Annotated in this window: 22 protein-coding genes and 1 pseudogene; 10 read left to right on the plus strand and 13 right to left on the minus strand. The window is 70.7% G+C overall.

Annotation, left to right across the window (positions count from 1 at the left end):
- Window positions 1-32 precede the first annotated feature (32 nt).
- Window positions 33-485, minus strand: a complete 453-nt coding sequence (locus ASC58_RS06460) for a metallopeptidase family protein (protein ID WP_235529122.1) — start codon at window positions 483-485, stop codon at window positions 33-35.
- Between the two features lie 59 nt (window positions 486-544).
- Here ASC58_RS06460 and ASC58_RS06465 point away from each other — a divergent pair, with 59 nt between their 5' ends.
- Window positions 545-955: a DUF3499 domain-containing protein gene (locus ASC58_RS06465; RefSeq protein WP_056916869.1), complete on the plus strand. Its 411-nt coding sequence runs from the start codon at window positions 545-547 to the stop codon at window positions 953-955.
- A 61-nt stretch (window positions 956-1,016) separates the two neighbouring features.
- Here the strand turns inward: ASC58_RS06465 and ASC58_RS06470 are convergent, their stop codons facing one another.
- Window positions 1,017-2,891, minus strand: coding sequence for a hypothetical protein (locus ASC58_RS06470; RefSeq protein ID WP_157598385.1), 1,875 nt, complete (start codon window positions 2,889-2,891; stop codon window positions 1,017-1,019).
- A 294-nt stretch (window positions 2,892-3,185) separates the two neighbouring features.
- Between ASC58_RS06470 and ASC58_RS06475 the strand changes: the two genes are divergently transcribed.
- The 4 genes and pseudogenes from ASC58_RS06475 to ASC58_RS21560 all read left to right on the plus strand — a co-directional run.
- Window positions 3,186-4,634, plus strand: a complete 1,449-nt coding sequence (locus tag ASC58_RS06475; protein WP_056918724.1) for a phosphomannomutase/phosphoglucomutase — start codon at window positions 3,186-3,188, stop codon at window positions 4,632-4,634.
- The gene (locus ASC58_RS06480) at window positions 4,634-4,837 is read left to right on the plus strand and encodes a Trm112 family protein (protein ID WP_056916871.1); all 204 of its coding nucleotides are present in this window, start codon (window positions 4,634-4,636) and stop codon (window positions 4,835-4,837) included. Before ASC58_RS06475 ends, ASC58_RS06480 begins: the two co-directional genes overlap by 1 nt.
- Window positions 4,838-4,854: 17 nt before the next feature.
- A complete protein-coding gene (locus tag ASC58_RS06485; RefSeq protein WP_056918725.1) occupies window positions 4,855-6,060 on the plus strand; it encodes an SIS domain-containing protein in 1,206 nt (401 codons plus the stop codon).
- A gap of 214 nt (window positions 6,061-6,274) precedes the next feature.
- Window positions 6,275-6,982: pseudogene (locus ASC58_RS21560) on the plus strand (glycosyltransferase family 87 protein); the annotation flags it as partial.
- 237 nt (window positions 6,983-7,219) lie between these two features.
- On the opposite strand, the gene ASC58_RS20505 reads toward ASC58_RS21560, so the two are convergent.
- From ASC58_RS20505 to ASC58_RS06515, 5 genes are all read right to left on the minus strand, one after another.
- On the minus strand, window positions 7,220-7,762 hold the full coding sequence (locus ASC58_RS20505) for a YbaK/EbsC family protein (RefSeq protein WP_082553023.1): 543 nt from the start codon (window positions 7,760-7,762) through the stop codon (window positions 7,220-7,222).
- Between the two features lie 42 nt (window positions 7,763-7,804).
- On the minus strand, window positions 7,805-8,743 hold the full coding sequence (locus ASC58_RS06500) for a glycosyltransferase family 2 protein (RefSeq protein WP_056918728.1): 939 nt from the start codon (window positions 8,741-8,743) through the stop codon (window positions 7,805-7,807).
- 138 nt (window positions 8,744-8,881) lie between these two features.
- On the minus strand, window positions 8,882-10,231 hold the full coding sequence (locus tag ASC58_RS06505) for a hypothetical protein (protein WP_056918729.1): 1,350 nt from the start codon (window positions 10,229-10,231) through the stop codon (window positions 8,882-8,884).
- Between the two features lie 83 nt (window positions 10,232-10,314).
- Window positions 10,315-11,205, minus strand: coding sequence for a glycosyltransferase family 87 protein (locus ASC58_RS06510; RefSeq protein WP_056918730.1), 891 nt, complete (start codon window positions 11,203-11,205; stop codon window positions 10,315-10,317).
- Between the two features lie 117 nt (window positions 11,206-11,322).
- Window positions 11,323-12,270 (minus strand): DUF808 domain-containing protein, encoded by a 948-nt coding sequence (locus ASC58_RS06515; RefSeq protein WP_056916882.1) that lies wholly within the window; start codon window positions 12,268-12,270, stop codon window positions 11,323-11,325.
- Between the two features lie 219 nt (window positions 12,271-12,489).
- Here ASC58_RS06515 and ASC58_RS06520 point away from each other — a divergent pair, with 219 nt between their 5' ends.
- The 3 genes from ASC58_RS06520 to ASC58_RS06530 all read left to right on the plus strand — a co-directional run bounded on the left by ASC58_RS06520 (window position 12,490) and on the right by ASC58_RS06530 (window position 15,499).
- Entirely contained in the window at window positions 12,490-13,278 is a 789-nt protein-coding gene (locus tag ASC58_RS06520) for a bifunctional 2-polyprenyl-6-hydroxyphenol methylase/3-demethylubiquinol 3-O-methyltransferase UbiG (protein ID WP_056918731.1), read from the plus strand.
- Window positions 13,279-13,364: 86 nt separating this feature from the next.
- Window positions 13,365-14,510 (plus strand): hypothetical protein, encoded by a 1,146-nt coding sequence (locus ASC58_RS06525; protein ID WP_157598386.1) that lies wholly within the window; start codon window positions 13,365-13,367, stop codon window positions 14,508-14,510.
- Window positions 14,507-15,499: a glycosyltransferase gene (locus tag ASC58_RS06530; protein WP_056918733.1), complete on the plus strand. Its 993-nt coding sequence runs from the start codon at window positions 14,507-14,509 to the stop codon at window positions 15,497-15,499. The genes ASC58_RS06525 and ASC58_RS06530 overlap by 4 nt, the downstream gene beginning before the upstream one ends.
- On the opposite strand, the gene ASC58_RS06535 is transcribed toward ASC58_RS06530, so the two are convergent.
- From ASC58_RS06535 to ASC58_RS06545, 3 genes are read right to left on the minus strand one after another with little or no spacing between them, the layout of a single operon-like run.
- On the minus strand, window positions 15,500-16,498 hold the full coding sequence (locus ASC58_RS06535; protein WP_056918734.1) for a glycosyltransferase family 2 protein: 999 nt from the start codon (window positions 16,496-16,498) through the stop codon (window positions 15,500-15,502).
- The gene (locus ASC58_RS06540) at window positions 16,495-16,899 is read right to left on the minus strand and encodes a DUF2304 domain-containing protein (RefSeq protein ID WP_056918735.1); all 405 of its coding nucleotides are present in this window, start codon (window positions 16,897-16,899) and stop codon (window positions 16,495-16,497) included. Before ASC58_RS06540 ends, ASC58_RS06535 begins: the two co-directional genes overlap by 4 nt.
- Complete coding sequence (locus tag ASC58_RS06545) at window positions 16,896-17,606, minus strand: glycosyltransferase family 2 protein (RefSeq protein WP_235529123.1); 711 nt, start codon at window positions 17,604-17,606, stop codon at window positions 16,896-16,898. The genes ASC58_RS06540 and ASC58_RS06545 overlap by 4 nt, the downstream gene beginning before the upstream one ends.
- Before the next feature lie 280 nt (window positions 17,607-17,886).
- Between ASC58_RS06545 and ASC58_RS06550 the strand changes: the two genes are divergently transcribed.
- Window positions 17,887-18,894 (plus strand): cation diffusion facilitator family transporter, encoded by a 1,008-nt coding sequence (locus ASC58_RS06550; protein ID WP_056918736.1) that lies wholly within the window; start codon window positions 17,887-17,889, stop codon window positions 18,892-18,894.
- Window positions 18,895-18,908: 14 nt separating this feature from the next.
- On the opposite strand, the gene ASC58_RS06555 is transcribed toward ASC58_RS06550, so the two are convergent.
- Genes ASC58_RS06555 through ASC58_RS06565 form a run of 3 tightly spaced genes read right to left on the minus strand, consistent with a single transcriptional unit; the run spans window position 18,909 to window position 21,069 of the window.
- A complete protein-coding gene (locus tag ASC58_RS06555) occupies window positions 18,909-19,178 on the minus strand; it encodes a hypothetical protein (protein WP_056916893.1) in 270 nt (89 codons plus the stop codon).
- 36 nt (window positions 19,179-19,214) lie between these two features.
- Window positions 19,215-20,372, minus strand: coding sequence for a sensor histidine kinase KdpD (locus ASC58_RS06560; RefSeq protein ID WP_056918737.1), 1,158 nt, complete (start codon window positions 20,370-20,372; stop codon window positions 19,215-19,217).
- A 22-nt stretch (window positions 20,373-20,394) separates the two neighbouring features.
- Window positions 20,395-21,069: a response regulator transcription factor gene (locus ASC58_RS06565; RefSeq protein WP_056918738.1), complete on the minus strand. Its 675-nt coding sequence runs from the start codon at window positions 21,067-21,069 to the stop codon at window positions 20,395-20,397.
- A gap of 394 nt (window positions 21,070-21,463) precedes the next feature.
- On the opposite strand from ASC58_RS06565, the gene ASC58_RS06570 reads away from it, so the two are divergent.
- Window positions 21,464-26,848, plus strand: a complete 5,385-nt coding sequence (locus tag ASC58_RS06570) for an IPT/TIG domain-containing protein (protein ID WP_056918739.1) — start codon at window positions 21,464-21,466, stop codon at window positions 26,846-26,848.
- Window positions 26,849-26,905: the final 57 nt, after the last annotated feature.

A 26,905-nucleotide genomic window follows, 5' to 3' on the forward strand; every position in this document is an offset into this window, starting at 1 on the left:
GACGGCAGGCCAACCCGCACTGCCGGAACCGCCTAGTCGGACTCGCCGTCGCCGTAGCGGGGGTCGAGGTCACCGGGCTGCAGGCCGAAGAGGGCGGCCACCTGCTCCACCACGACGTCGCCGATGATCGCGGTGAGCTCGCGCTGGTCCTGCGCCCTGGCCTCGACCGGTCGGCGGTAGATCACGATGCGGGCCGGTTGACGTCCGTGTGCCGGGAAGACCCGGCCGAGGGCGACGCCATCGCGCTCCCACGGTGCCGGCTCGGTGGTGGGGACGTCCTCGACGGCGAACTCGACCTCGTGGAACCGCGGACCGAGCCGCGCCTCGAGCCGGGCCGCGCTGTCCAGGACCAGGTCGTCGAACCGCTCACGCCGCGACACCATCGACGGCACCGACGGCCAAGCGAGCGGCCCACGCACGCCCCGGCCGTGGCGGTCCCGTCGAGGACCCCCGGGACGGGCCGCGGGGGAGCCGGACGAAGTCACGTGCCCACCCTACGGCGTGCCGGGCAGGCACCCGTCGGGCGCTGACATAGAGTCCCCCCGTGAGTCTGTCCAGAAGGTGTTCCCGCACCGCGTGCCCGAAGGCCGCCATCGCGACACTCACCTACGTCTATGCCGACCAGACCGCCGTGGTCGGCCCCCTGGCGACGTATGCCGAGCCGCACACCTACGACCTGTGCCGGGACCACGCCGAGGGGCTCACCGCGCCCCGTGGCTGGGAGATCGTGCGGCTGTCGGGGGAGTACGTCGAGCCGGAGCCGTCCCACGACGACCTGCTGGCCCTGGCCAACGCCGTGCGCGAGGCGGGCCGACCGCGCCTCGGGGAGCAGCCGCAGGCGCGCGCTGCCGGTCACGGCGCGGCCCACCCCACCGTCCGTGCCTCCGACGAGGACGCCTCCGGCGCCGTCGAGACCGGTCGGCGAGGGCACCTGCGCGTCCTGCGCGACCTCTGACGACTCGGGGCGACCCCTGAACGATCCCTAGCCGAAGCGGGAGGCTGCGTACAGGCCTCGGTCAATGGCTCGGGACCAGTCTGCACCGAGCCGCAGTGGTGAGCCCACTTAGCTCGGCGATGGCTGGACAGACGGTCGGGTCGTTCGTGACGACGAGGCGGTTGGGTGCCTCGAGCGCCGCGACTGCGACGCGAGCCAGCCCGGGGGAATCGTCTCCCCTCACGGTGCCTAGCTGCCCGTCGTCGACGTCCGCGGAACCGGAACGCGACGAGGTGAGGGTGTGGAACCACTGGCTGCTCAGAGCCGGTTGCCGGGTTGCGTCGAACCAGACGACGGACGTGTTCTGGGCATCTGCGGGGGAGGTAGCGAGCGCGGCACGCAACAACGGTGTGGTCGCGGGTGATCCATCCGCAGCCTGTGTCAGAGCCTTGTACGTCTGGCCGGCCAGGGTGAGGGACGGTGTTCCCGCCCAGAAGCCGAGCCCGAGGGCGTTGACGACGAGGAGGAGCGTTGCGGTGAGCAGGAGCCGAGGACGGTTGAGGGTCCCGCCCGGCGTGACAAGTCCCTGCAGTGACGCGCAGACCGACGGGAGGGCGACGACGAGGACCACCAGAGCGCTGCCAAGTCCGAGCTTCCAGAAGTAGTAGGAGAGCACGCCGGATGTGGCCACCTGGTACGAGCCGAGGGCGAACGCGCTGGCGAGCGCCGTGACACCTGCCGCAACGAGCTCACGGCAGTAGGGGTCATGCCTGTTCGAGGACGCGGACCACCAGCAGAACAGCACCACCATCAGAGGCGCCCCCAGGATGGCGATGATGGACAGGTTGACCACCTCGCCGGTCGCCACGAGCTGTCCCGGGACAGACGCGGCGGTGGGACCCACGAGGGCCAGTCCGGTCCGGACCACTAGGGCTGTAGTGACCAGGACGACGGCCAGCTGGATGAGGGGCCACCTGATGGATCTCCGCGCGATCCTCCAGAGCAGCCTCGCCGAACCGACGAAGGCGAGCGGGAGCAGCAGAGGCCACTGGGATACGAGCAGGATGGTTGCCCCCCACAGGAAGACCAGCGAGGGGGATCGTTCGACGTCTTCGACACGACAGAGGAGGAAGACCGCAGCCGTGGCCGCGCAGGCGAGGAGAAAGCTCAGGTGGCCCTGAGCCAAGTTCGTGGACCCGGGGAAGCCGATGACGAAACCGGCGACTCCGAGGGCGGCGAACGTCTTCACGAACCCTTTCCCGGAGCCGAGTGGATGCAGACAGGCAGCCGTGAGGCCCCCCGACAGCAGCACGAGGACCAGCGACTGCAGCTGCACGTAGTGGATGAGCTCCGCGCCCACGGAGTCTGAGCCTTCTCCCCAGATGTACCCGGCAAGGGTGGCCAGCATCCCGTGGAACAGCTGGGGATAGTGAGCGGCGTACTGGGCGCTTTCGTGCCCCAACAGCTGGGCCACGGGCGGCGCGACGCCATTTTGCCGCTGCGTGAGGAACATCGAGAGGTGGGCGGCGTGGTCCCACCCTGAGACGCCCCGGACGTTGTTCAGCATGGCGAAGGCGCGGTCTGCGGAGCCCGGGTGCGCCATGGGCAGCGTGATCGCCCCGCCCAGCACTGCGGCGAGACCGATGAGGAGGTCGCCGCGAGACGCTGTCGGAACGAGGTGCCGCCAGCCTTCGCGTGCGGCGGCCCAAGCAGCCAGTCCAACCGTCAGTGCGACGAGGATGGCAACGCGGCTGATCGGCCGCCCCGGCGCCGGTACCCATGACAGCAGTGCGCATGCTCCGGCGGTGGCGAAGATGTTGATGGCCAGCCGCCGATCGAGGTGGGGCGCCGTCGGGAGCACCAGCCAAGCGAGCAAGAGCGGCAGCAACGACACGAACCCGTGGCCGGACAGGAGCTGCATGAGCGCGAAAGCCCCGAGGGCAGACAGTGCAGCCATGAGGAAGGAGGTGCGCCTCGGACGTCTCGTGCCGGGCTGCGCCTCAGTCGCCACGCCTGCCGGGCGCTTCACCGCAGTCGTCATCGACGAGGGTGGGTGTGAGGGTCCCGACGGGTCATGCGCAGCGCTCCTGGGTTGTGCGACGTCACGACGAGGGTACGAGCCCAGGGCGCGGCACCGAGTGATTTGAGTGGAATCAGGACGGTGACCTTCGAAGAAGTATCCGAATGGGTGATCGCGTCGAGCAGGACGGGCGCGTCCTGCGCGACCTCTGACCCCGCTAGGGTTTCGGGCGTGCCCACCCCGCAGCTCGCCGACTTCGTCAAGGCCTACGACGTCCGGGGTCTGGTCCCCGACCAGCTCAACGTCGACGTCGCTTGGGCCCTCGGTGCGGCCTTCGCCCGGGTGGTCGTCCAGGCGGAGGGAGCGACAGGGGTCGTCATCGGCCACGACATGCGGCCGTCGTCACCGGAGCTGTCGCGCGCCTTCGCCGCCGGGGTGACCGCGCACGGCCTCGACGCCACCCTGATCGGGCTGTGCAGCACCGACGGCCTCTACTACGCCAGCGGCGCGCTCGACCTGCCCGGGGCGATGTTCACCGCGAGCCACAACCCGGCCCAGTACAACGGCATCAAGCTCTGCCGCTCCGGGGCCCGCCCCGTCGGGCAGGACTCGGGTCTGGCCGACGTCCGTGACCTCGCGCAGGAGCTGCTCGACACGGGCATGAGCGCGGGGCCGTCCGGCTCGACCCCCGGCACGGTCGTCGAGCGCGACCTGCTCGGCGACTACGCCGTGTTCCTGCGCGGGCTGGTCGACCTGTCCGGCGGACGTCCCCTCAAGGTCGTCGTCGACGCGGGGAACGGCATGGGCGGCCACACGGTCCCGGCCGTCCTCGGCACCGGCGCCGGTCTGCCCGAGCTGCCCCTCGAGGTCGTCCCGCTCTACTTCGAGCTCGACGGCACCTTCCCCAACCACGAGGCGAACCCCCTCGAGCCGGAGAACCTGCGCGACCTGCAGGCCGCGGTCGTCGAGCACGGCGCCGACATCGGGCTGGCCTTCGACGGTGACGCCGACCGCTGCTTCGTCATCGACGAGCGCGGCGAACCCGTCAGCCCCAGCGCCGTCACCGCCCTCGTCGCCACCCGGGAGATCGCCCGCGAGGTGGCCGCCGGGTCGAAGGCCGGCGACGTCGCCGTCGTCTACAACGTCATCTCGTCGGCCGGGGTCCCCGAGATCATCTCCGAGCAGGGAGCCCGCGGCGTCCGTACCCGTGTCGGCCACTCCTTCATCAAGGGCGAGATGGCGCGCGCGGACGCGGTCTTCGGCGGAGAGCACAGCGCGCACTACTACTTCCGCGACTTCTGGTTCGCCGACACCGGCATGCTCGCGGCGATGCACGTGCTGGCCGCCCTCGGCGAGCAGGACGAGCCGCTGAGCCGGCTCACCGCGGCCTACAGCCGGTATGCCGCCTCGGGCGAGATCAACTCGACCGTCACCGACGCGGCGGCCGCGACCGAGGTCGTCCGCGCGTGGGCGGCCAGGCAGGGCGTGGAGGTGGACGAGCTCGACGGGCTGACCGTGACGCACGCCGGGACCGGGGACGCCGACGACCGCATGTGGTGGTTGAACCTGCGCGCGTCCAACACCGAACCGCTGCTGCGGCTCAACGTCGAGGCGGCTGATGTGGCCACCATGGAACGGGTGCGGGACGATGTCCTCGCCCTGGTGAGAGGAGAAGGCTGATGGCCGAGCAGACCACTGGAGCCCAGATCGAGCCGTGGCTGCGCGAGATCCTGCGCTGCCCCGCCTGTCGTTCGGAGCTGGCGGACGCCACCGGGGAGACGGGCCAGGAGCTGCACTGCACCAACGCCGAGTGCGGCCTGCAGTACCGCATCGACGACGGCGTGCCGGTGCTGCTGGTCGACGAAGCCCGCAAGCCGGCCTGAGCCGAAGGCGGCGTCCGATGGCTCCCTACCTCGACGAGGCCCGCATCGACGACGAGGGTGCCATCGCGGCCCTCGACAGCCACCAGACGCTGCGTGGCCTCGCGACGGCGGGCGCGCAGGTGCGCGAGGCCATCGACCTGTCCACCGAGGGCGGCATCGACCGGGTCGCCGGTGGCGAGCGGCCACGATCGGTGCTGGTCGCGTCGCTCGGGGGTTCGGCGGTGGTCTGCGACGTCCTCGACCTGCTGGCCGAGCCCGGTTCGCCGGTGCCGGTGAGCGTGCGGCGCAACGTGCCACTGCCCGGTTGGGTCGGGCCGCTGGACCTCGTCATCGCGGTGTCGCAGTCGGGGCGGGCCGCGGGACCGCTGGCCCTCGCCGCCGAGGCCGCACGCCGCGGTGCGTCCCTGCTCACCGTGGGCTCCTCGGACTCGCCGCTCGCGGACGTGGCCGCGCAGGCACGCGGGGTGCACATCGACATCGGCCGCGGGCGCGCGACGTCGCGGACCGCCCTCTGGTCGCTGCTGGCCCCGGTCCTCCTCGCTGCGGGCCGGCTCGGGATCGTCGACGCGGGGGAGCGGGTGCTGCTCGAGGTGGCCGACCGGCTCGACGAGGTGGCCGAGGCGTGCCGCCCGTCGTCCGAGTCGTTCGTCAACCCCGCCAAGGTGCTCGCCACCGACCTCGCCGAGGGCGTACCCGTCGTCCTGGGCGACGGTCCCCTCAACGGCGTCGCCGCCAAGCGCGCCGCCTCGATGCTGGCCCGCACGGCGCGGATCCCTGCCATCCACGGCGAGCTCCCCGACGATGCCGCGCAGATCGTGGCGTGCTTCGACGGACCGTTCACCACCGCGTATGGCGCGTCCGCGGCGGCGCGCAGCGGGTCGGGGTTCGCCTCCGACGGCGGTTCGAACATCTTCACCGACCCGTTCCTCGACGGGCCCGCCTCCCCGCGGCTCGGACTGCTCATGCTGCGTGACGCCGACCCCGACCCCATGACCCGGGAGGCAGCTGAGTCGGCAGCCCTGGCCGACGCGGTCACGGAGGCGGCCCGTGAGGCCGGCGCCCGTGTCAGCGAGGTCGCCGCCCAGCCGGGGCACCCGCTCACCCGGCTCGCCGGGCAGCTGGCGACGACCGACTTCGCCGCGACCTACCTGGCCCTCGGCCTCGGCCTGGACCCGGCTGTCTCGCCCCACGTCACCGACCTGCGCCGCCGCACCGGCCACTGAACGCGTGGGGGCGGCCCGAGCACCTAGGGTCGTGCCCGTGCGCCCCTCACCTGTTCGCGTGACCGCCCTCGCGGCGGGTGGGGCCCTGCTGCTCGTGCTGCTCTGGATCCGCTGGGTGGACCCGGCGACGTGGACCCTGGCGGACGTCGCGGTGTACGTGCGCGGCGGCCACGCGCTGCTCGACGGCGCGGACCTGTATGCCGTGCGCGACCAGGTGCTGCCGTTCACGTACCCCCCGTTCGCGGCGGTCCTGTTCGTCCCCCTGGCGGTCCTCGGGACCGGCGGGGCCGGAGTGGTCGTGTCCGTGCTGTCGCTGCTCGCCCTCCTCGTCGTGGTCGCCGTGAGCGTCGGCGCGGTCGGCCCCGGTCCGCAGCCCCGGCTGTCGTCGCCGCCCGTGCTCGTGGGGGGTCTGCTCCTCCTAGCCGCCCTGACCACGGAAGCCGTGCAGCGGACCCTCATCCTCGGGCAGGTCAACCTGGTGCTGGCGGCCCTCGTCGCGGTGGACCTGCTCGTCGTCCCCCGACGCCGGCGAGGGGTGCTGCTGGGCCTGGCCATCGCCGTGAAGCTCACCCCGGCCGTCTTCCTCGGCTACCTCCTCCTGCGGCGCGAGTGGTCCGCCCTGGCCCGGGTCGCGGCGACGGTGGTCGCGACCGTCGTCGTCGGGTTCATCGTCGCACCCTCGGCGTCCGCGACCTTCTGGTCCGGTGGGGCGAGCGACCTCGGGCGGTTCGGTGACGAGGCGGCCGGCTACGGCAACCAGTCGCTCGGTGCCGCGCTCGACCGGTTCGCCCTAGGCGTGCCGGATGTCGTCTGGCTGGCGCTCGTGGTGCTGGTGGTCGTCCTGGCCGCGGCCGCCACCTGGCGGACCCTCGGCCGCCACGACCACCTCGCCGCCGTCACGGCGCTGGCCGTCGGGGGCCTGCTCGTCTCGCCGATCTCCTGGACGCACCACTGGGTGTGGGTGGTTCCGGTGATGGTCGTCCTGCTGGTGCGGCGCTGGTGGCTGGGACTGGCCGTGACCTTCGCCGTGATGTACCTGCCCCCGATGGTGCTCGTCGCGCAGGCGCACCTCGACGTGGGTGCGGCCCAGCCCGTCGTCGACGCGACCTGGACCATCCTGGGGATCGGCTACCTGGCCGCCCTGGCCCGGTGGCCGGGATCAGGCGTCGCGCGCCGGGACCGCGAGGTCCAGGACCGTGGCACCGGGGAGGGACGCGAGGTCCCGGGCGTCGAGCAGGATCTTGCTGCCGCGGATCCCGCTGCCGATGACCACCTCGCCCGCGGCGACCACCGCTGAGTCGACCAGGACCGGCCAGTCCGACGGCAGGCCGATCGGGGTGATGCCCCCGAACTCCATCCCGGTCAGCTCCACGGCGTCGTCGTGCGGCGCGAAGCTGATCTTGCGCACGTCAAGGTGGCGCCGCACGGCGCCGTTGACATCGGCCCGCGCCGACGCGAGCACCATCACCGCGGCATACCGGATCTCCCCGGCGCGCTTGCCGGCCACGACGACGCAGTTGGCGGAGTGCTCCAGCCCCACGTCGTAGGCCTCGCAGAACGCGGCTGTGTCGGCCAGCGTCGCGTCGATCGGCGCGACCTTCGCACTGGGCGCGTGCCCGAGCGCGTCGACGACCGCGGGCGCCAACAGCTCGGTATGGCGCGCGGCCGGCTCCCACGTCAGGTTTCCACTCGCTGAGGTCACCGTCGCAGGCTACCGGCGGTTACAAGCGCGCCGCCGGAGAGCTCACCGCGCGTTCTGGTTGTCCTGGATGTCGAGCACCATGGCGTGGATCAGCATGTGGAACCCGCTGAGCAGGGGAGCGATGGCCAGGACGACGGTGCCCGCGCTCGCCGTCGCCGGGCCGAGCGTGTGCACGACCGTCCAGGCGCTCACTGCCAGGCCGAACCCGGTCAGGGCGAGTCCACCGAAGAGCATGAGGGCGACCGCCGAGAACGACTGCAGGACGTACTTCCACCAGATCCGGGTCCAGAAGCCCCTCGCGAGGTGGGAGAGGGCTCGAGGCGCCTGCTTGCGCAGGTTGATGCCCGAGACCTCGGTGCCGTACTTCGCGGGGATCGCGACGTCGACCGCGGGCACCCGCAGGATGTTGAGGTGGATCAGGAGGTCGTTCTCGAACTCGTAGCGCCGCGACACGTGCCGCATGTCGAGGCGCTGCAACGCCTCGCGGCTGATGGCGGTGTAGCCGTTGAGGGGGTCGAAGAGGTTCCAGTAGCCGGAAGCGGCCTTGGTGAGGAACGACAGGGCGAGGTTCCCCACGACGCGGTGACGCGGCATGCCGTCGAAGGAGCCGCGGCCGTAGAACCGGTTGCCCTTGGTGAACTGCGCCTGCCGGGAGGCGATGGGGTCCAGCAGTGCGGGGAGGTAGTCGGGGTCCATCTGCGCGTCGCCGGCCATCACCACCGAGACGTCGGCGTCGAGGGCGAGGGCCGTCTCGTGCCCGGTGAGGACGGCGCCGCCGACGCCCTGGTTCTCGAGGAGCCGGATGACCTGGCAGCGGGAGTCGCCGACGGCCTTGGCGGCCTCGGCGGTGTCGTCGCTGCTCGCGTCGTCGACGACGATGATGTGGTCGACGAGCTCCGGCATCGTGCGGACCGTCTGGCCGATGAGGAGGTGCTCGTTGTGCGCCGGTACGACCACGGCGACGGTGAGTCCTCGGTACATGGGTCCTCCAGATTGGCAGTACTGCGAATCTAGGGTCCGGGTCGACGGGGTGGAACAGCCGCGGACCACATGCAGACGTTCACCCTGCTCGGCCCTGACCGAACGGACGATGGTGCGCGGTCGTGCTGCTCGGTACCCCTAGCCGCGCAGCAGCAGGACGTAGCCGGCGTCCCGACCGGAGACGCTCCAGCCACGTGAGTGCAGAGCCGTCGCGAGCCCGGAGCGCTCCTCCACGAGGGCTGCTGCCGGGTGGACGGAGTCGAACGGGTCCTCCCACCCCGGGCGCGCGTCGATCACGGTGAGGTAGTCGCGCGCCTTGACCGGTCCGTAGAGCTCGGCTCGGGTGTCGGAGGTGTGGGCGAGGTCGGGGTGGCTCCACATCAGCCAACCCCCGAGCAGGTCGCTGTTCCACACGACGGTGCCGGCCGGCAGCGACGAGAGCGTCGTGTCGAGTGCGGCCGGAACCTTCTGGGGGTCGGACGGACCGCCGACGGCGAGGATCGCGGCGAGCGCGATGCTGAGCACGGCGGCGCCGGCCACCACCGCGGCCTCCGACCGCGTCGTCGCGGTGCGTGGACGGCGCATGGCGGTGTCGAGGGCCTGCGCGGCGAGCGGGGCGAGGATGATCGCGCCGATGGCCACGGTGCGCATCGAGCTGGCACCCCAGCCGACCCCGACCAGCCACAGCAGCAGCTGGACCCGGTCGGGGCGCCGGCGGGCGACCCACCACAGGAGGGGCACGGCGAGGGCCAGCCCGAGGGTGACCACGACCGACGGGCTGGTGAGCGTGGGCAGCCGCCACTCGAGGATGTACGGGCTGACCGCCCGCACCGTCGCAAAGCTCTCGTACAACCTCGGACCGAGCGGAGTGATCGCGGTGACGAGAGCTCCGGCGGCGACGACGGACCCCAAGCGGATCAGGTGTCGGCGCGACACCCTGCGGTCCAGGGCCAGTCCGACGACCACCGCCGCACCGACGGTGACCCCGGCCACCCAGGTGCCGTGGCAGCACGCCCACAGCCACATGACCGCCACCAGCCACCAGCGGGTCCGTCCGTCCCCTGCGGTGCGCAGCCAGGCGAGCAGGACGACACCGAGCAGGAGGAAGCCGACGAGCTGCGGCCTGGGGCTCAGGCTGTCGGCCGTGCCGAGCACTGCGGCGCTGGCCACGAAGGCGGCGGCCAGCGGCCCGGCGACGGAGCGGCACGCGACGAAGATGACGAGGCAGACCCCGACGCGGGCCACGTGGGTGACCCAGCTGACGGCGGCGAGGCCGCCGAGGTGGTTCGCCAGCGCCATACCGAGCTCGGGGAGCCACTGGTTGAGCACCCAGGGTTCGACCGTGAAGCGGGAGAGCGGGTCCGGGCCCGCGAACTGGTGGGAGTCCCACAGGTGGTCGCCGGCGAGGACGTGCCACAGGGTGTCGGGGTCGGAGATGCCCGAACCGGCATGGCGGGCCAGGCCCAGCAGGAGGAGGCCGAACGCCACCAAGGGAGCCCACCGCACCACCCAGGAGGGTCGCTGGACGTCGAGCCCGGTGTCATGAATTGCCGTCTGCGGGCCGGCGCCGCTCACGGTCGGTTCGCCGCGCCCTGCACGCGATCCCGCACGCGCGCGGCCAGGGGAGCGGGCTGGTCTCGCTGGAGCCGGTCCCGCTGGATGCGTGGGATGGCGGCCAGGACGACCCAGCAGGCGATGCTCGTCACCGGTGTGGCCACGACCATCGCGACGGGCAGCAGCCACCGGCGCTCAGTCAGCGCTCCTGCGACGACGAGCGCGAGGGCCAGGGGGAGGCGGACGACGAGGGGCAGGGAGAACGCCGACCCCAGGCCGTGGCCTGCCCCGCCGGCGTTGTCGGTCAGGAAGGTCAGCCACTGCGACCAGAGCTCGGGGGAGATGGCGTACGACACCGCCACCACGAGCGCCGTGGCGCCGACGCTCACGCCCAGCTGGCGCCACTCACGACGAACCGCGAACCACACGGGGCCCAGCGCCGGAGTCACCTTCGTCAGGGCCGGGATCGCCCACAACCACGGGTGCCTCAGGCCCCAGAGGGTGCAGAGGGCCAGGAGCCAGAAGATGTTGCCCGACAACGTCTCCGCCAGGCCGATCAGCCAGAGGGGGATGGCCCAGAAGGCCCCGAGTGGACGCAGGAGCCAGGCCAGGGCAGCAGCGGGAGCCGCGACCGTGACGGCGCAGGCCACCGGCCACGGCAGCTGGGCCAGGGGCCAGAAGGCTTGGGCGAACGCCGGGCTGTACAGGTAGGCGTCGACGGTGTTGGGGGCCGCGTCATACATCGGTCCGTGCCAGGCCAGCCAGTAGGCGTGGGAGTCCCAACCCAGACCGAGGCGGCGCACCAGCTCGACGCAGAGGTTCACGGTGAGGGCGGCGACGAGCCAGACGGGGACGGCAACCAGGCACCTCACGAGCAAGGCGCGCAGTCGGGTGCTGTCCGAGGTCACCGCAGGATTATCGCGGTACAGGCGTGGCAGGAGGGATCCACGGCCCCACATCTGTCCGAAGGGACCACCGGGTCCGGGTCGGCGGGTCCGGGTTGGCGGGTCGCCTCGCGGTCGCGCTCAGTGCCCGGCGGCCGACCCGCCCCGACTCCGGTGGACGGCCTGGACGACCGCGACGACGACCGCTCCGACGACCAGGCCCAGGATCGCCGACCCCACCGTGTTGGTGAGCCAGCCCAGGACGCCCCCGAGGGCGCCGGTGGCGTCGTGCACCGCTTCCTCCGCATGGTGCACCCACCCGTATGGCGCGTGGAGACCGAGCTCGTCGAGGCCGACCAGGAGGATGTGGCCACCGACCCAGATCATGGCGGCGACACCAACCACCGACAGGGTCGACAGCAACGGTGGCATGGCGCGGACGAGACCGTTCCCGAAGCTCCGACCGGCGCTTGACCCCGACCGGGACAGGTGCAGCCCGACGTCGTCCATCTTCACGATCAGGGCCACGACGCCGTACACGAGCACGGTGATGGCTAGGGCGACCACGACGAGGATGACCGCGCGACTGACGAACGGCTCCGACTTCACCTCGTTGAGCGAGATCACCATGATCTCGCCGGACAGGATGAAGTCGGTGCGGATCGCGCTGCTGGTGATCTGCTTCTCGTCCGCGACCCGCTCCTCACCGGAGTGGACGCCGGCCTCGTCGTGGTGGGCGAGGCGTTCCCAGATCTTCTCGACGCCCTCGAAGCAGAGGTAGGTGCCACCGACCATGAGGAGCGGGGTGAGAGCCCAGGGAAGGAACTGGCTGAGCAGCAACGCCGCGGGGAGGATGAAGAGGAGCTTGTTCCGCAGGGAGCCGATCGCGATCGTCCTGATGACGGGCAGCTCCCGCTTCGGGTCGATGCCCTCGACGTAGCGAGGAGTGACCGCCGTGTCGTCGACGATCACGCCCGCCGCCTTGGCGCTGGCACGACCAGCGGCGGCACCGACGTCGTCGATCGACGCGGCAGCGGCCTTGGCCAGGACGGCGACGTCGTCGAGGAGGGCGAAGAGTCCGCCGGCCATCAGCGACTCACGGTCAGGAGGGATGCGGACAGGAGCATGGGTGCGGCCATGGATCAAGCCTAGGTGAGCGCCGGCTGACCTCCTGGCCCCGTCATCGAGTGGTCCCTCGCCGTCCGGCTGATGTCCGCTGGAGCGAGGCCGCGTCGGCATAGGATGCGCCGGTGAAGCGGGGGGCAGGCCAAGGAGCCGCGCGTCCCGCCCTGATCGAGTGAGGAGCTCATGAGCCACCCGGAGCAACTGGCGTTCTTCAGGCTGTGCGCCGATGCCAACAGGGACCTGACGGCATCAGCGAACGTGCTGGAGATCGGCTCCTACGACGTGAACGGGTCAGTGCGCGCCATGTTCTCCACGGCGGGTCAGTACTGCGGGGTCGACCTCGTCGACGGCCCGGGGGTGGACAGGATCGGTTACGGGCACGAGGTGGATGATCTCGATGGCAGCTGGGACATCGCGTTGTCCGCAGAGTGCTTCGAGCACGATCCTCACTGGCGGGCGACGCTGGCCAACATGGTTCGCCTGACCCGCCCCGGGGGGCTGGTGGTCGTGTCCTGCGCCTCGACAGGTCGAGTCGAGCACGGGACCCGACGCACTACCGTCATCGACTCTCCCGGCACCCAGTTCGAGGGGCTCGACTACTACTGCAACGTGACGGCTGCGCAGGTGTCCGCCCTTCCCGTCGACGAGTGGTTCTCGGCGCACCAGCTCGTCTACAACGCCACGTCGTTCGATCTCTATCTGGTGGGTGTTCGCGCCGGGACGAGCCACGCTGACCAGGCCCAAGCCTCCCTGCCCGCACTCTCGAGCCTCCACGGTCTCACCAGGATCATGACCCCCCAGCAGCGGTTGGTTCGACTGCCGTTGCGGATCCTCAGTCGAGTCCTACGACGACAGTCCGCCTACCAGAGGGTCGCAATTCCCTACTGGCTGACCGTCATCGGAACGTTTCGGAGCATCGACCGCGTCACTGCGGCGGTGCGTCGTCTGACGTCTGCTTCCCACCCACGATGAGCCGCCCCTCCACACGCGCGTTGCGGAGTGTGGCCGGATACGGGTGGGTCGTCGTCCTTGTCGCCGGCACAGGCCTCGTCCAGGTCGTGACCCTGGTCAGGGTGCTGGGAGCAGCGACGTGGGGAGGTGTCGCGTTCGCCCAGTCCGCATCTGCCCTGGCTTCGGCACTGGTGTCCCTGGGCTGGGTGACGGTGGGCCCATCACTCATCGCCATGGGGGACCCGCCGACTCGCTCCGTGCTCTTCGCCCAGAGCCTGGTGACGCGCACATACGCCTTCGTGATCGTCGCGCCGGTCCTGATCGCCATCGTCCTGCTGTGGGCGCCCGACAACGGCAGGGAGCTCGCCCTGCTCGCCGTGGCGAGCCTCGTTCCCGTGATGGGTGCGTCTTGGTACTTCGTCGGGCAGTCCGCTCCGAACCGGCTCTTCCTCCTGGACGCGGTACCCCAGGTGGCGGGCGTCCTCGCCGGACTGCTCGTGGTGGCTCACGCAGGAGTCGTGGGGTACGCGCTGTGCGTCCTGGGGGGCAATGTGGTCGCGGTGCTGTTGGGGATCGGTGCCGTTGGCCGGGACGGACCGATCAGTCTCGGCCCCCGCGCGTGGGGTTGGCGGGCAGCAGCGTCATACGTGGGTCGGAACAGGAACGGACTGGCCGCGTCGTGGGCTGGGAGCGCCAACAGCTACCTGCCGATGTTGATGGTCGGCAGGTGGGCGGCGTCGGGCCTGCCGCCCTTCGCCATGTCGGACCGGTTGTTCCGGTATGCCCTCACTGCCTTCGGCCCTGTGGTCCAGTTCCTTCAGGGATGGGTGCCCAGGGAGGCCGTGCTCGTGTACCGGCGGTCGCGCCAGGCGCTGATCGGTGCCATGGCAGTGGGAACCATCGCGGGCGGCGTCATCGTGTTCCTCGGCGCGCGTCTTGCCGATGTCCTGTCGGGAGGGCGGGTGGCCCTGGACAGCACACTGCTCGTGCCGTTCGGGGTGGCTGCGGGGGTGCTCGTCGTGGGACAGGTGACGGCCTTGGTGGTCCTGATGCCACTCGGGATGTCCCGGGTCCTTGCCGGCAGCACCTTGACCGGGACTGCCGTGTTGGTCGCCGTGGCGGTCGTGTTCGGGCGAAACCACGGTGCCGTGGGCATCGCGTGGTCGATGGCGGCGGCCGAGATCGTTGCGGTCTCGTGGCAGGTCGTCGCTGTCCTTCAGAGGGTCAACCGTCAGGCGGTGCAGGTCAGATGAGACACCACGCCGCTGGCGCCATCGCGATGGCGGCCTACAAGCCCGACCCCGAGCTCTTCACGGTGCAGCTCCGGTCGATCCAGGCACAGGAGTGGAGCGACTTCCAGTGCGTGATCTCCTGCGACTCGGACGCGGACGCCATCGAGTCGCTGAAGCACTCCGCAGTGGGAGGCGATTCACGGTTCTCGGTCCACGGCGACGGCCGTCGTCGGGGCTTCTACCTGAACTTCGAGCGGGCACTGGAGTTGGTCCCACGGGAAGCGGCTTGGGTTGCTCTCGCTGACCAGGACGATCGCTGGTACCCGCACAAGCTCTCGCGGCTCGTGCCCGAGCTCGGCGTGGCGAATCTTGCCGCCGGTCAGGCCCGGGTCGTGCGTCACCCCGATGGTGCCGTTCTCCTGGACAAGACCCCTCGACGAGAGGTGGCCTTCGATGACCTCATCGTGCAGAACCAGGTGACCGGCGCACAATCGGTGTTTCGTCGGGACTTGCTGGACCTGGCCCTGCCGTTTCCCCGAGTCGATGCAGTCACTGCGGTGCACGACCACTGGCTGGCCATCTGCGCCTCGGTGGTCGGGAGCATCAGGATCGTGGACGAGGTGGTGCAGGACTACGTCCAGCACGGGCGGAACGTCATCGGCGAGGTGTCGGCGCAGCCCATGGACATTCCTGGTGCATTCAGACGTATCCGCGAACTGGCCCTCGAGTACGAAGGTGGTGCATCACCTCTCGACATGGCGAGGGTGTGCAATCGGCTTGCCTTCGGTTGGCGTCGGGCCATGCTGACCACCGTCAGCGAACGGCTGGGTGAGGTTCCCACCAGCGCCCAGGGCGCCTGGCTCGCCCTCGGCCCTGACCATGCCAACGCAGACGCCGCCCGATTCCTCACCGCACGACTGAGGTCGCCGAACGTCGATCGTGGGACGGTGTTCACCTTCCTGCCGGGGGTGCCGTTGGAAGTCCGTCGGCGTACCCGGTCGGAGCGTTGATCAGACCCGCTGCAATCCGGTCAGGCGCCAATAGCCTGCGAGCAGCGAGTTCAGGAATGCCATGGCGGCGGGGGCGGAGGTGACTTCCTGGTGGATGCGTGAGTCCAGGTGGCTCGCCACCAGCTCCCACGAACCTCCCTGCGCCTGGATCCGCTGGCGACGGGCCCGGATCGCTGTGGCGTTGCGCACCAACCAGACCCATGACCGCAGCTTCGGTCCAGCCCACCCCTGCGCGACCGCCATGACGAGCAACAGCGGCTCGGTGACCAGGAGCGCCGGTAGCACCCGCCGCAGAAGGGGCGTGGGGTAGGAGGTGAGAACGGTGACCAGCCGGTTTCGCTCCAGCAGGAACATCTTGTCCGGGTTCTTGGCAAAGGTGTAGGCGTGCTCGGCAACCGCCGTGGGGGTGAAGACGACGCGGAGCCCCGCGAGCCAGCACCGCAGGCTGAGGTCCGCGTCCTCGTGGTAGAGGAAGTAGGACCGGTCGAGCCCGCCGAGCTGCTCCCAGACCGTGCGACGGACCGCGAAGAACGCGCCGCTGATCGAGGCCACGTCGCGGGGCGCCTGGTGGCGCGACGAGGGCTCCCCGAAACCTCCGGCCCAGCTGATACCCAGGAAGTGCACCGGGTTCCCGGCGGCGTTGACGACGGCGGGGTCGTCGGCCATCACGACCAGGCCGGTCGCGAGGCCGACCCCCGGGTCATGGACCGCGGACCTAATCGCGTCGAGCGCTCCGGGACCGATGACGGCGTCCGAGTTGACGAAGACCAGCACGTCACCGGCGGTGGCGTCCGCGCCGAGGTGACACCCGTCCGCGAAGCCGCCGTTGCCCGGGGCGGTCACGAGCCGGACGCCGGTGAGGTCGGGGAGGGCGGTGACGCCGTTGTCCACGAGGACCACGTCATCGCCTTCGGCCAGCTCCCCGCGGATGGCGGCCAGGCAGGCGGGCAGGTCCGGTTCGTCGCCGTAACCGACGACGACGACACTGAGGGTGCTCACGTCGCGCGGACCGACTCCGCCCTCGGCGAGTCAGACGCAGCGGCCGAGGCGTCGCGCCGGGACAGCTGGTCGACAGCCGTCTTGAGCAGGGCCACCTCCTCGGCGAGGACGCGGGTGCGCTCCTGCAGCCGCCCCGCCTCGGAGCTCAGCTGCATGATCATCACGAGCATCACCAGCACGCCGAGGAACAGCAGCAGGTTGAACGGGACGGTGACGCCCAGAGCCGTTGCGGCGCGACCGAGGAGGTTCGGGAAGAGCGCCAGGGTTGCAGCGCCGGTGCCGAGGACGACCCACACGAGGGCGTACCTGCCGCGCAGGTACCGGCGGCGCACCATCTCGACGATGACGAGGACGATGAGGAGGCCGCCGGCGACTCCCAGCCAGTAGGCGTCGTGGGTCACTGAGCGCCGTCCGGGGCGAGGGACCAGTCGCGGACGAGACCGAGGACCACGACGACGCAGGCGCGCGCGAGGTCGATCGTCGACCCGAGGATGCCGCGGCTCGGGTGGCCGCCGAGGCGGGGGAGCATGGCCACGGGCACCTGCGAGACCGTGAGCCCCGCCTTGTGCGCGATGACGAGGGTCTCGAGCGTGTCGCCGAGGTACTCCGCCGGGTAGTGCTGGGCGTACACGCGGATGGCGGCCGGCCCCGCAGCGCGGAACCCGGAGGTCGAGTCGTTGAGGCGCACGCCGAGGATCCACGTCATGACCTGCGCGAGCACCTGCATGGCCCACTGGCGAGGACCCCGGACGACGTAGTCGCCACTGCCGGCGAAGCGCGCGCCGATGACGACGTCGGACGTCGCCAGCCCGTTCAGCAGGACCGGGATGTAGGCGGCGTCGTGCTGTCCGTCGCCATCCACCTGGACGACCGCGTCGTAACCGTTGCGGGCGGCATACCGGAAGCCGGTCCTCATCGCCCCGCCGACGCCCAGGTTGAAGGGGAGCTTCGCGACCATCGCGCCCGCAGCCCGTGCCGTCGCCGCAGTCTCGTCCCTGGACCCGTCGTCGACGACGAGGAGGTCGGCGAAGGGGGCGTTCCGGCGGACATCGGCCACGACACCGGCGATGGCGGCGGCCTCGTTGTACGCGGGGACGACGACGAGCACTCGTGTGCCTCGAGGTGTCCCCGTGTGCATCGCCGGTCCCATCGCCGTGGCTGACTTCCGCGCCCGCGTATGAGGCGTGCTTGACACAGTGCCAGCAGGGGCCGTGCAGGGGGAGAGGTGGACGGTGGTTCTGGCCGAACGGCTGAGGTACTGCGGCCGAACGGCACCAACCGTGACAAGTCGGACACGGCGAGCGAACGGATCACGCCTCGGTCGTGGGTCTGCCCGAGCGGCAGGACGAGGCGAGCGGGACCGCGGGCCCACGGATACGCTGACGGCCATGTCAGCCGAGGGTGGAACCACAGCGATCCTTGCGGCCCTGGCCGCCAACGTGGGGATCGCCGTCACGAAGTTCGTCGCGTTCCTGCTCTCGGGTTCGAGCTCGATGCTCGCCGAGTCCGTGCACTCCCTCGCCGACTCCGGCAACCAGGGCCTGCTGCTGTTCGGCGGGAAGAAGTCCAAGCGGGATGCGACCCCCGAGCACCCGTTCGGGTTCGGGCGCGAGCGCTACGTCTACGGTTTCATCGTCAGCATCGTGCTCTTCAGCCTCGGCGGGTTGTTCGCGCTGTACGAGGCGTACCACAAGTACCACGAGAGCCGGCTGCACGGCGGGGCGATCACCAGCTGGCAGTGGCTGCCCATCGCGGTGCTCCTGGCCTCGATCGTCATGGAGGGCTTCTCGTTCCGCACCGCGGTCGGGGAGAGCAACCAGTCGCGCGGCAGCCGGTCGTGGAGGGAGTTCATCCGGTCGGCCAAGGCTCCCGAGCTCCCAGTGGTGCTGCTCGAGGACTTCGCGGCCCTCATCGGTCTGGTCTTCGCCCTCATCGGCGTCTCGCTCACGCTCATCACGGGCAGCGGCATCTGGGACGCCTTCGGCACCGGTGCCATCGGCCTGCTGCTGGTGACCGTGGCCATCGTGCTGGCGATCGAGATGAAGTCGCTGCTCATCGGGGAGTCAGCGAGCCCCCGGGCCCGCCGACGCATCGAGGACGCGCTCGCGTCCACCGACGGCATCGAGCGGGTCATCCACGCCAAGACCCTGCACCTCGGGCCCGAGGAGCTGCTCGTCGCCGCGAAGCTGGCGGTCTCTCCCGGGTCGGACGCGGCGGCCATCGCGGACGCCATCAACCGCGCCGAGGCAGCCGTCCGGGCCACCGAGCCCGACATGACCCTGGTGATCTACCTCGAGCCGGACATCGACCTCGGTGAGTCAGCGGTGCCGCCCGAGGGCGCCACCGCGGTGCCGCCCGAAGGCGCCACCCCTGCCACCCCGGCCGCCGCCGGCTGATCCGCGAAGGGTTCTCAGCCCGGGGCGTTGCCCTCAGGCATGCCGTCCTCGTCGGTGCCGGCCGGCACGTCCTCGGCGTCGGGGTCGACCTGGTAGTCGCTCTTGATCGCGTCCCAGGCCTCGAGCTTGTCCTCGTCGAGGTCGAGCTCGACCTTCTCCTCGGTGGCGGACGTCGAGGTGGGGGAACCGGTCTCGGCTGCGTCGGTCGTCGTCCCATCCGTGGCGGTCTCGTCCACCTGGGCGTCGGCGACCTCTCCGGGGACGTGGGTGCTCGGCTCGGTCATGGTGTGCCTCTCGCCTGGGTCGGGTGTGGGTCCTTCCTACTGCACGCCATACGGACTCGCACCCGCACGACCTGCCGGGAGGGGCTCCACGCCCCGGACAGGGGGCAGCGCCGGCCACGAAGCCATGGCCGCCCCAGCTCGTGCGGCGGCGCTCGCGGGGGAGTGGTGCGGGCGCAGCGCGTCGGGGACGTCGATGCTCAGCTCGGCACCGCCCTCCCTGGAGGTGCCGGCCACGAGCCACCCGCTGCGGACGCGGGCCAGGGCGTGCACCATGGCCAGGCCCAGACCGGTCTGGGAGTACTCGTCGCGGAACTCGTCGTCGAGCAGGGCCGCCCCGACGGCGGTGGCGGGTCGTTCGCGCCAGCCGTTGATGGTCTCGATCTGCGCCGGGCTCAGGCCCGGGCCCGAGTCGGCCACCCCGAACTGCACCCGCCCGGCGGAGCGGCGGGCGAAGAGGCGGATCGTGGCCTCGGGCCCGGTGTAGCGCAACGCGTTCTCGACCATGGTGTCCAGCACGGCGCGCAGCCGTTCGGGGGCGAGCACCAGCTGGCCGACGTCGCTGTCGAGCTGCCAGTTGCGGTCGGCGATGGTCGACCACCGGACGAGGACCTCCCTCATCGCGTCGTCGAGGTCCACCACCTCGCGGGTGGTCCCGCCCTCGAGCGAGATCGCCCGGACCAGCCGGTCGCACACCCGCTCCAAGCGACGCAGCTCGTCGTCGACGACGACGAGGTCGGCCAGGCGGTCGGAGCGGTACTCGCTGGCGTTGAGCAGGCCGAGGTAGCCCCGGGCGATGGTCAAGGGGGTCCGCAGCTCGTGCGAGGTGATCCGCGTCAGGCGCTCGCGGCTCGCGCTGAGGGCGCGCTCCTTCTCGGCCATCTCCCACACCTGCACCAGGGCCCGCTGCCTGCGCTGGATGTTGTGCATGACCATCCACATGAGGATCGCCAGCAACGGCAGCTCGGTGGTCTCGATCCAGTTGATCTCGCTGCGCATCGCGCTGAGGATGAACTGCACGGTGCTGATCAGCCAGAACAGTCCCAGCGTCGGCAGCGTCAGGCGCTGCTCACCTAGCCCCAGCCCGTACAGGGTCACGAACACGACGAGTGCGATGTGGAACGGGAGCGTCTCGAAGCCGAGGTAGAGCGGCATCGCGCAGATGCTGGCGACCGCGGTCGCCAGCCAGGTGCCCATTAGCAGACGCGGGTGGGCAGGCTCAAACGTTGGGGATGCAGTATCCGACACCACGCACCGTCTCTATCGGGGGATGGGGGGACAGCTTGGAACGAAGCCGGCCGATGCAGACCTCGACGAGGTTGCTGCCGGGATCGAAGTCGAGCCCCCACACGTCGTTGAGGAGCTCCTCGCGGGTGCAGACGTCGCCGGCCCGCCGCATGAGGTGGGCGAGCAGCGCGGACTCCCGCTCGCTGAGGACGACCCGGCGGTCGTCGCGCTCGACGATGCGCCGGTTGGTGTCCAGGCGCAGGCCCGGGGTGCCCAGGAACCGGTGGTCGCTGCCGGTCCGGACGTCGGAGGCACCCAGGTGCCGGTTGATCCGGGCGAGCAGCTCGATGAGGACGAACGGCTTCCCGACCACGTCGACCGCACCCTTGTTGAGCGCCTGCACCCGCGCCGACACGTCGTGCATCCCGGTGAGGACGATCACCGGCGGCGGCGAGGGGAGGTCGGGGAGCCGGTCGAGGACCCCCAGCCCGTTCGTGCGCGGCAGGACGAGGTCGAGCAGCATGAGGTCGAAGTCCTGGGCCCGCAGCTGCGTCAACGCCGAGTCGCCGTCAGGCACGCCCACGACCCGGTGACCGACGTCGGACAGGGCGCGCGACAGCAGGACGCGGATCCTCTCCTCGTCGTCCACCACCAGGATCGTGCTCACCCAGGTCCCCTGCTTCCTCGTCGTGCCCTGCCGTGCAATGCACCCCTGCCTGAGGATGACGCACGTCGGGGCATTGGAAATCATGCGTGTGGATGAGATCCGAACGTCTCCTGAGGGAGCAGATGCCGCTCTCTGACGGGTTCCTGACGACTTCATGACAGGTCGATGACGGCGATGTGTCGGGTCCTTGATGCCCTGATGACGACATCCTGAGGCGGATGTGACTCACGGCTGAAACTCCAGTGACCGCAATCTGTTTCGGTCGTGACGAAGTCGTGAGGGTTCGCCGGTCGTCGGGTGCAAACGGTCAGCGGCGGCGGAGTCTGTCCCTCGGGGGCGGTGTTCCCCACCGGTGGGGCGACCAGCTCGACCGGCTCGCTCGTTGGAGGTCCTCATGCGCACACGCACCCGCACCGTCGTGGTCGCCCTGCTGGCGATGGTGGCCGGCATCCCGGCAGCCGCACTGCCCGTCGTCGCGCACGCGGCGCCGGCTGCAGTTCCTGCCGCGGCGACGCCCGGAAGCATCACGCTCGCGGTGGCGAGCGCGCGGACCGTCCGGCCGCAGGCCGGCTTCGTCCACGAGGGTGATGCCGTCACGGCATACAAGTGGATCGTCAACGAGGACGCGACGGGCAATCCCGGCACCGCCACCGCCCCGCTCACCGACCAGTGCCTGCCCAGCAGGGCGACCGGCGGGTCGACCAACCCGAACTACGCCGACACCTGCCCCTGGCCGAGCACGCGCAGGACGAGCGGGTTCGCGCCGATCGTGGCCCAGGGCGACGAGAGCGACCTGAACCGCACCAAGGCCCTCGAGGGGCTGCCGCCCGGCAAGTACCTCATCTCGGTGACCGCCAAGGACTTCAAGATCGACGGTGCGCACTTCACCGTCACGCCGGGCGGGACCCAGCAGGTCTCGGTGGCCATGAACCCGACCCCGCTGCCGCTCAGCACCATCAAGATCCAGGTCTTCGAGGACAACGCCCCCGTCGACGGCACCTACGAGGTCGGCGCCGAGCAGGGCCGGGCCGGCTTCACCGCCAACCTCACCGACGTCTTCGGTCCCGTCTCCGTCGACTACTACGGCAACGCCCTCTGCACGGTCTACAAGCACCGCACCGCGAACGTCGCCAGCCCGATCCTCTTCGACGCGGACGACCGCCCGATCGTCGACACCACCCGCAGCACGGGCAAGTGCGTGAGCGACGCCTCCGGCGTCATCACCATCCCCAACCTCGGACCCAACCGGTATGCCGCGCTGGTCACCCCGCCGGCGCCGGTCGCCGGACAGACGTACCAGTGGGTGCAGACGACCACGCTCGAGGGCGCGCACGACCACGACATCTGGATCCAGGAGGGCTCCACCGGTCTGGACACCGAGATCGTCAAGGGCGCCGAGCCCGTGCCGGCGGTGCAGTTCGGCTTCGTCCGGACCAAGGCGCTCCCCTCCGGGACCAGGGCACCCAAGGGCGAGGTCAAGGGCAGCGTCGTCGCCGGTCTGCCCTACGTCGGCGGCCAGGGAGGGCAGGTCATCCCCGAGACCGGGTTCGCCGGGGCGAAGGTGGGCGGCCCGATCAAGAGCCCGTGGGTGGCCCTGTCCGACCTCGGTGCGGGCGACGCCGCGGTCTACGTCGGCCGTGGCGCGACGAACGGTTCCTTCGACATCAAGAACGTGCCCGACGGCGCCTACCAGCTGACCCTCTGGGACGACGACCAGGACTACATCCTGTGGAGCTTCAACGTCACGGTCGTGGGCGGCAACGTCGTCGACGTCGGGCAGAAGATGCTCGTGGGCTGGTTCACCCACATCTACGGCTCGGTCTTCATCGACAGCAACGGCGACGGGGTCCGTGACCCGGGGGAGCGTGGCGTCCCGGGCTTCGGCCTCACCCTGCGCGAGCGCGACAACTCCCTGATGGACCAGTACACCAACACGGTCTCGACCAACACCGAGGGCAGCTACGACATCCGCGAGGGCTACCCCCTGAGCAAGTGGCTGGTCCTCGAGGCGTTCAACACGCGGTACCGCACCACCGGCGTGACCTGGCAGGCCGAGAACGAGACCGAGCCGACCACCCAGCTCGGTGGCCTGGTCGACCTCAGCGTCCTGCCCGTCATCGGCCTCGGTGGCCGCGTCGACTGGGGTGTGGAGCCGGTCCCCGGCGCGGAGAACGGCGGCATCGCCGGCACGGTCACCTACGACGTCACCCGCAACGAGCTCGACCCCGCGGACGCCGCCACCGAGGGCTACCAGCCCGGCATCCCCGGCATCGACGTGCACCTCTACGCGAGCAAGCCCTGCACGGCGACCACCGACGAGGACAAGGCCAACACCTGCCGCCAGGGCAAGGAGATCGTCCCCCTCAAGGTGACCGGTCCCGACGGCACCCTGGTGGACAACCCCGACCCGCAGCGCGGGGCCCTCGCCCGCGGGCCGGAGCTCGCGGACTCGACCACCACGGAGGAGTACGCCCCGCCGCGCGGCTGCACGGCGCGCAAGTACAACGGCGCCGAGCTGACCGACCAGCAGGCCCTGCCGGAGTCGGGTGCCGCCCCGAACCGGATGTGCGTCGAGGCCCCGATGATGGGTTTCACGGCCGGTCCGAGCGACTCGACCGAGGGCGACGGGGCCCAGACCGTCAACGGCAACTACGGCTTCTCCGAGTCCAACCTCAACCTCTTCCCGGTGGGTGACGACCGCAACCCGGCGCCCGACCACGACCTTCCGCTGTACGCGAACCTCAAGGACGCCGGGTACGACCCGCAGCCCCTGACGGCCAGCGACTACATCGTCGGCGTCGACATCCCCGACAACCCGGTCGGCGGCAAGCCGATGTACAAGGTCACGTCCGAGGAGGACATCAACGTCTTCACCGGCGACACCTACCTGCCGCAGGAGAACTACCCCCCGGCCACCCCGGCCATCGCCGCGGACCCCGGCGACCCGCCGGCACCCGAGGTCACCCCTCCCAGCCAGGACCCGTCCCAGACCGGCGGCATCGTGTCCGGCTGCGCCGGACCCCTGCACAAGGTGAACGTGACCGACGAGGACTTCCTCGCCGGGGGCGGCAGCCCGTTCCAGGGACAGGACCGGCCCTCCTGCCAGGACAAGCTCGTCACGGTCCGGGCCGGCCAGACCACGGCACCGACGTTCAGCCTCTTCACCGACGTGCCGATCCCGACCCACTTCTGGGGCCTGACGATCAACGACCTGGGGCTGTCCCTCGACAAGCGCAGCGCGAACTACGGTGAGGCGCAGGGGCTTCCGTACGTGCCCGTCGGCCTCTACGACTACGCGGGACGGCTGGCCTACACGGCCCACACCGACTTCAACGGCATGTACGAGGCGCTCATGCCCTCGACGGGCACCTACAACTGCCCCGTCCCGGCCGGTCCGTGCCCGAACATGTACCGGTTCACCGGCAACGACCCGGGTGTGCCCGGCGCGCTCAACACGGACTACAACCCGCGGTTCAGGACGATCTCCGCCACCTTCCAGGGCTGGCCCGGCCTCTACACGGTCACCGACACGGCGCCGACCCAGGTGGCGGCGACGGTGCTGACCCCCGACACGACGGTGGCCAACAACACCGTGTGCGACGTGGACCCCGTGACCCCCCAGCTGTTCGCGGTCGACAAGGTGTACGTCCGGCTCACCGACAGCAACGCCCAGCGGCTGGTCACCATCCGTGGACGCGGGTTCGGTGCCAGCCAGGGTGCAGGCTCGGTGCGCCTCGGGTCCGCCAACGCGAACGTCATCTCGTGGTCCGACGAGGTGATCACGATCCGCGTCGGGGCCAACGCCGCCGCGGGCGCGCAGCAGCTCGACATCACCGCGTCCAACGGCCAGCACGCGACCAACAGCCTGACCCTGCACGTCCTCGACGCCGTCGGCGCCGCGGGGACGACGCAGAACAACCCCCGCATCGCAGAGGTCGCACCCAGCGGTGCCAACACCTACCGCACGATCCAGGCCGCGCTCGAGGCCGCCCGCCCGACGAACGCGACGCCCTACTGGCTCGTCGTCGTCCGACCCGGAGCCGCGACCGCGGTCAACCCCCGCGGCGAGTACTCCGAGAACCTCATCGTGCACAACCGGGTCCAGGTCCAGGGCTTCGGTCCCGGTGGCTTCGCCGCCAACGGCAGCTGGGTGCCCGGCACCATCGTCGACGGCTCGAGCTTCAGCGCGGACCAGGACAGCGGTACGGCCTGGATCGCCCTGCTCAACAGCCTGTCGTACGCAGGCGCCCGAGCGGTTCCTGACGGCGCGGTGTTCACGGTGCTCTCGCCGAGCAGCAACGCGGTGCCCACCGCCTACCCGCTCATGATCGACGGGTTCCAGGTCACCGGGGGCATCCAGGTGGACCAGCCCACGAACGTCAACGTCATCACGGGCGGGGTCAGCACCCCGTACGGCGCCACCGGGGCGCTCATCGCCCAGGGCGGTGGCATCTACGCCCACAACGCCGTGATGGGCCTGAGGGTGACGAACAACGTCATCGTCGGCAACGGCGGTTCGTACGGCGGCGGCATCCGGATCGGGACGCCCTACGCGGGCAACAGCCGGAACTACGGACCGGTCATCTCGCACAACCAGATCCGGGACAACGGCGGCACCAATCTCGCCGGCGGCATCGGCCTCTTCGAGGGCAGCGACGGCTACTCGGTCGACCACAACGCCATCTGCGGCAACCACTCGTCGGAGTACGGCGGTGGGGTCTCGGCCTACGGCTACCAGGCGCACCCCGCGGCGACCAGCGCGGGCTACGGCCCGGGCGGATCGGTGGACCACAACACCATCTGGTTCAACAGCTCCTACGACGAGGGCGGCGGCGTGATGATCGCCGGCGAGCTCCCTGCGGACCCGAACACGCTGTCCGAGGGCACGGGGCCGGTGAAGATCGACTCGAACCAGATCCGGGCCAACCTCGCCAACGACGACGGCGGCGGGATCAGGCTGCTGCAGACCTCGGGGTCGCACATCTCGCAGTCCTCCCCGGAGACCATCTCCATCACCAACAACACCATCGCCAACAACGTCTCGGCCCACGAGGGTGGGGGCATCGCCCTCGACGACGCGGCCTTCGTCGAGGTGGTCGACAACACGGTGGTGAAGAACCTGACGACCGCCACGGCCATCACGAGCGACGGGACCCCGGCCGCGGCCGGTCTGTCGACGGCGAGCTTCAGCGACCCGCTCCTCAAGCGGCTGCGGAACACGAACCAGTTCCCCAGTGCACCGGGAGTGGCTGCAGCCGGGTTCGCCAAGCCGACCCTCCTCGACGACCTGTTCTGGGACAACCGGGCCGGGAGCTACGTGGGCGGCTGGGTCCGAGGCATCGGGGGCACGCTCCCCGACGGCACGACGAACGACACCAACAACTGGGACATGGGCGTCATGGACCTGCCGGGAGCGCAGCTCCACCCGGTCAACTCGGTCCTGCAGACCACCACGGGCACCGACGGCGGGGCCAGCACCAGGGTGAGTGCCAACCCGCAGCTGCGGTCGCCGTACGACCTCACGGTGGACGTGCTCGCCGCACGGGCCTACCCCGCCTTCCGGCAGGCAGCCATCGTCACGACGAAGCTCCCGCTGACGCTGCTGGGTGACTACCACCTGGCGAACGGCTCGGTGGCGATCGGTGCCGGGGTCGCCAGCACCGCCGGCCCGCTGCCCGGCACCACCGTCGTGGCTCCGGGCACGGACATCGACGGTCGCAACCGGCCGACGAACCCCGGCAGAAGGTACGACGCCGGTTCGGCGCAGTTCGCCCCCTGAGACACCGGTGCGGGCCTCACCCCCTCACTTGGGGCCCGCACCGGCCACCACCCGAAG

It is taken from the genome of Phycicoccus sp. Root101 (assembly GCF_001426245.1).
In the GTDB taxonomy this organism is placed as follows: domain Bacteria; phylum Actinomycetota; class Actinomycetes; order Actinomycetales; family Dermatophilaceae; genus Pedococcus.

Excerpts from the sequence above, each read along its gene's own strand:
- ASC58_RS06470 (WP_157598385.1), bottom strand. The coding sequence starts at position 2,891 with ATGGCTGCACTGTCTGCCCTCGGGGCTTTCGCGCTCATGCAGCTCCTG.
- ASC58_RS06480 (WP_056916871.1), top strand. The coding sequence starts at position 4,634 with ATGGCCGAGCAGACCACTGGAGCCCAGATCGAGCCGTGGCTGCGCGAG.
- ASC58_RS06485 (WP_056918725.1), top strand. The coding sequence starts at position 4,855 with ATGGCTCCCTACCTCGACGAGGCCCGCATCGACGACGAGGGTGCCATC.
- ASC58_RS06500 (WP_056918728.1), bottom strand. The coding sequence starts at position 8,743 with ATGTACCGAGGACTCACCGTCGCCGTGGTCGTACCGGCGCACAACGAG.
- ASC58_RS06515 (WP_056916882.1), bottom strand. The coding sequence starts at position 12,270 with ATGGCCGGCGGACTCTTCGCCCTCCTCGACGACGTCGCCGTCCTGGCC.
- ASC58_RS06520 (WP_056918731.1), top strand. The coding sequence starts at position 12,490 with ATGAGCCACCCGGAGCAACTGGCGTTCTTCAGGCTGTGCGCCGATGCC.
- ASC58_RS06530 (WP_056918733.1), top strand. The coding sequence starts at position 14,507 with ATGAGACACCACGCCGCTGGCGCCATCGCGATGGCGGCCTACAAGCCC.
- ASC58_RS06550 (WP_056918736.1), top strand. The coding sequence starts at position 17,887 with ATGTCAGCCGAGGGTGGAACCACAGCGATCCTTGCGGCCCTGGCCGCC.
- ASC58_RS06555 (WP_056916893.1), bottom strand. The coding sequence starts at position 19,178 with ATGACCGAGCCGAGCACCCACGTCCCCGGAGAGGTCGCCGACGCCCAG.
- ASC58_RS06560 (WP_056918737.1), bottom strand. The coding sequence starts at position 20,372 with ATGGGCACCTGGCTGGCGACCGCGGTCGCCAGCATCTGCGCGATGCCG.
- ASC58_RS06570 (WP_056918739.1), top strand. The coding sequence starts at position 21,464 with ATGCGCACACGCACCCGCACCGTCGTGGTCGCCCTGCTGGCGATGGTG.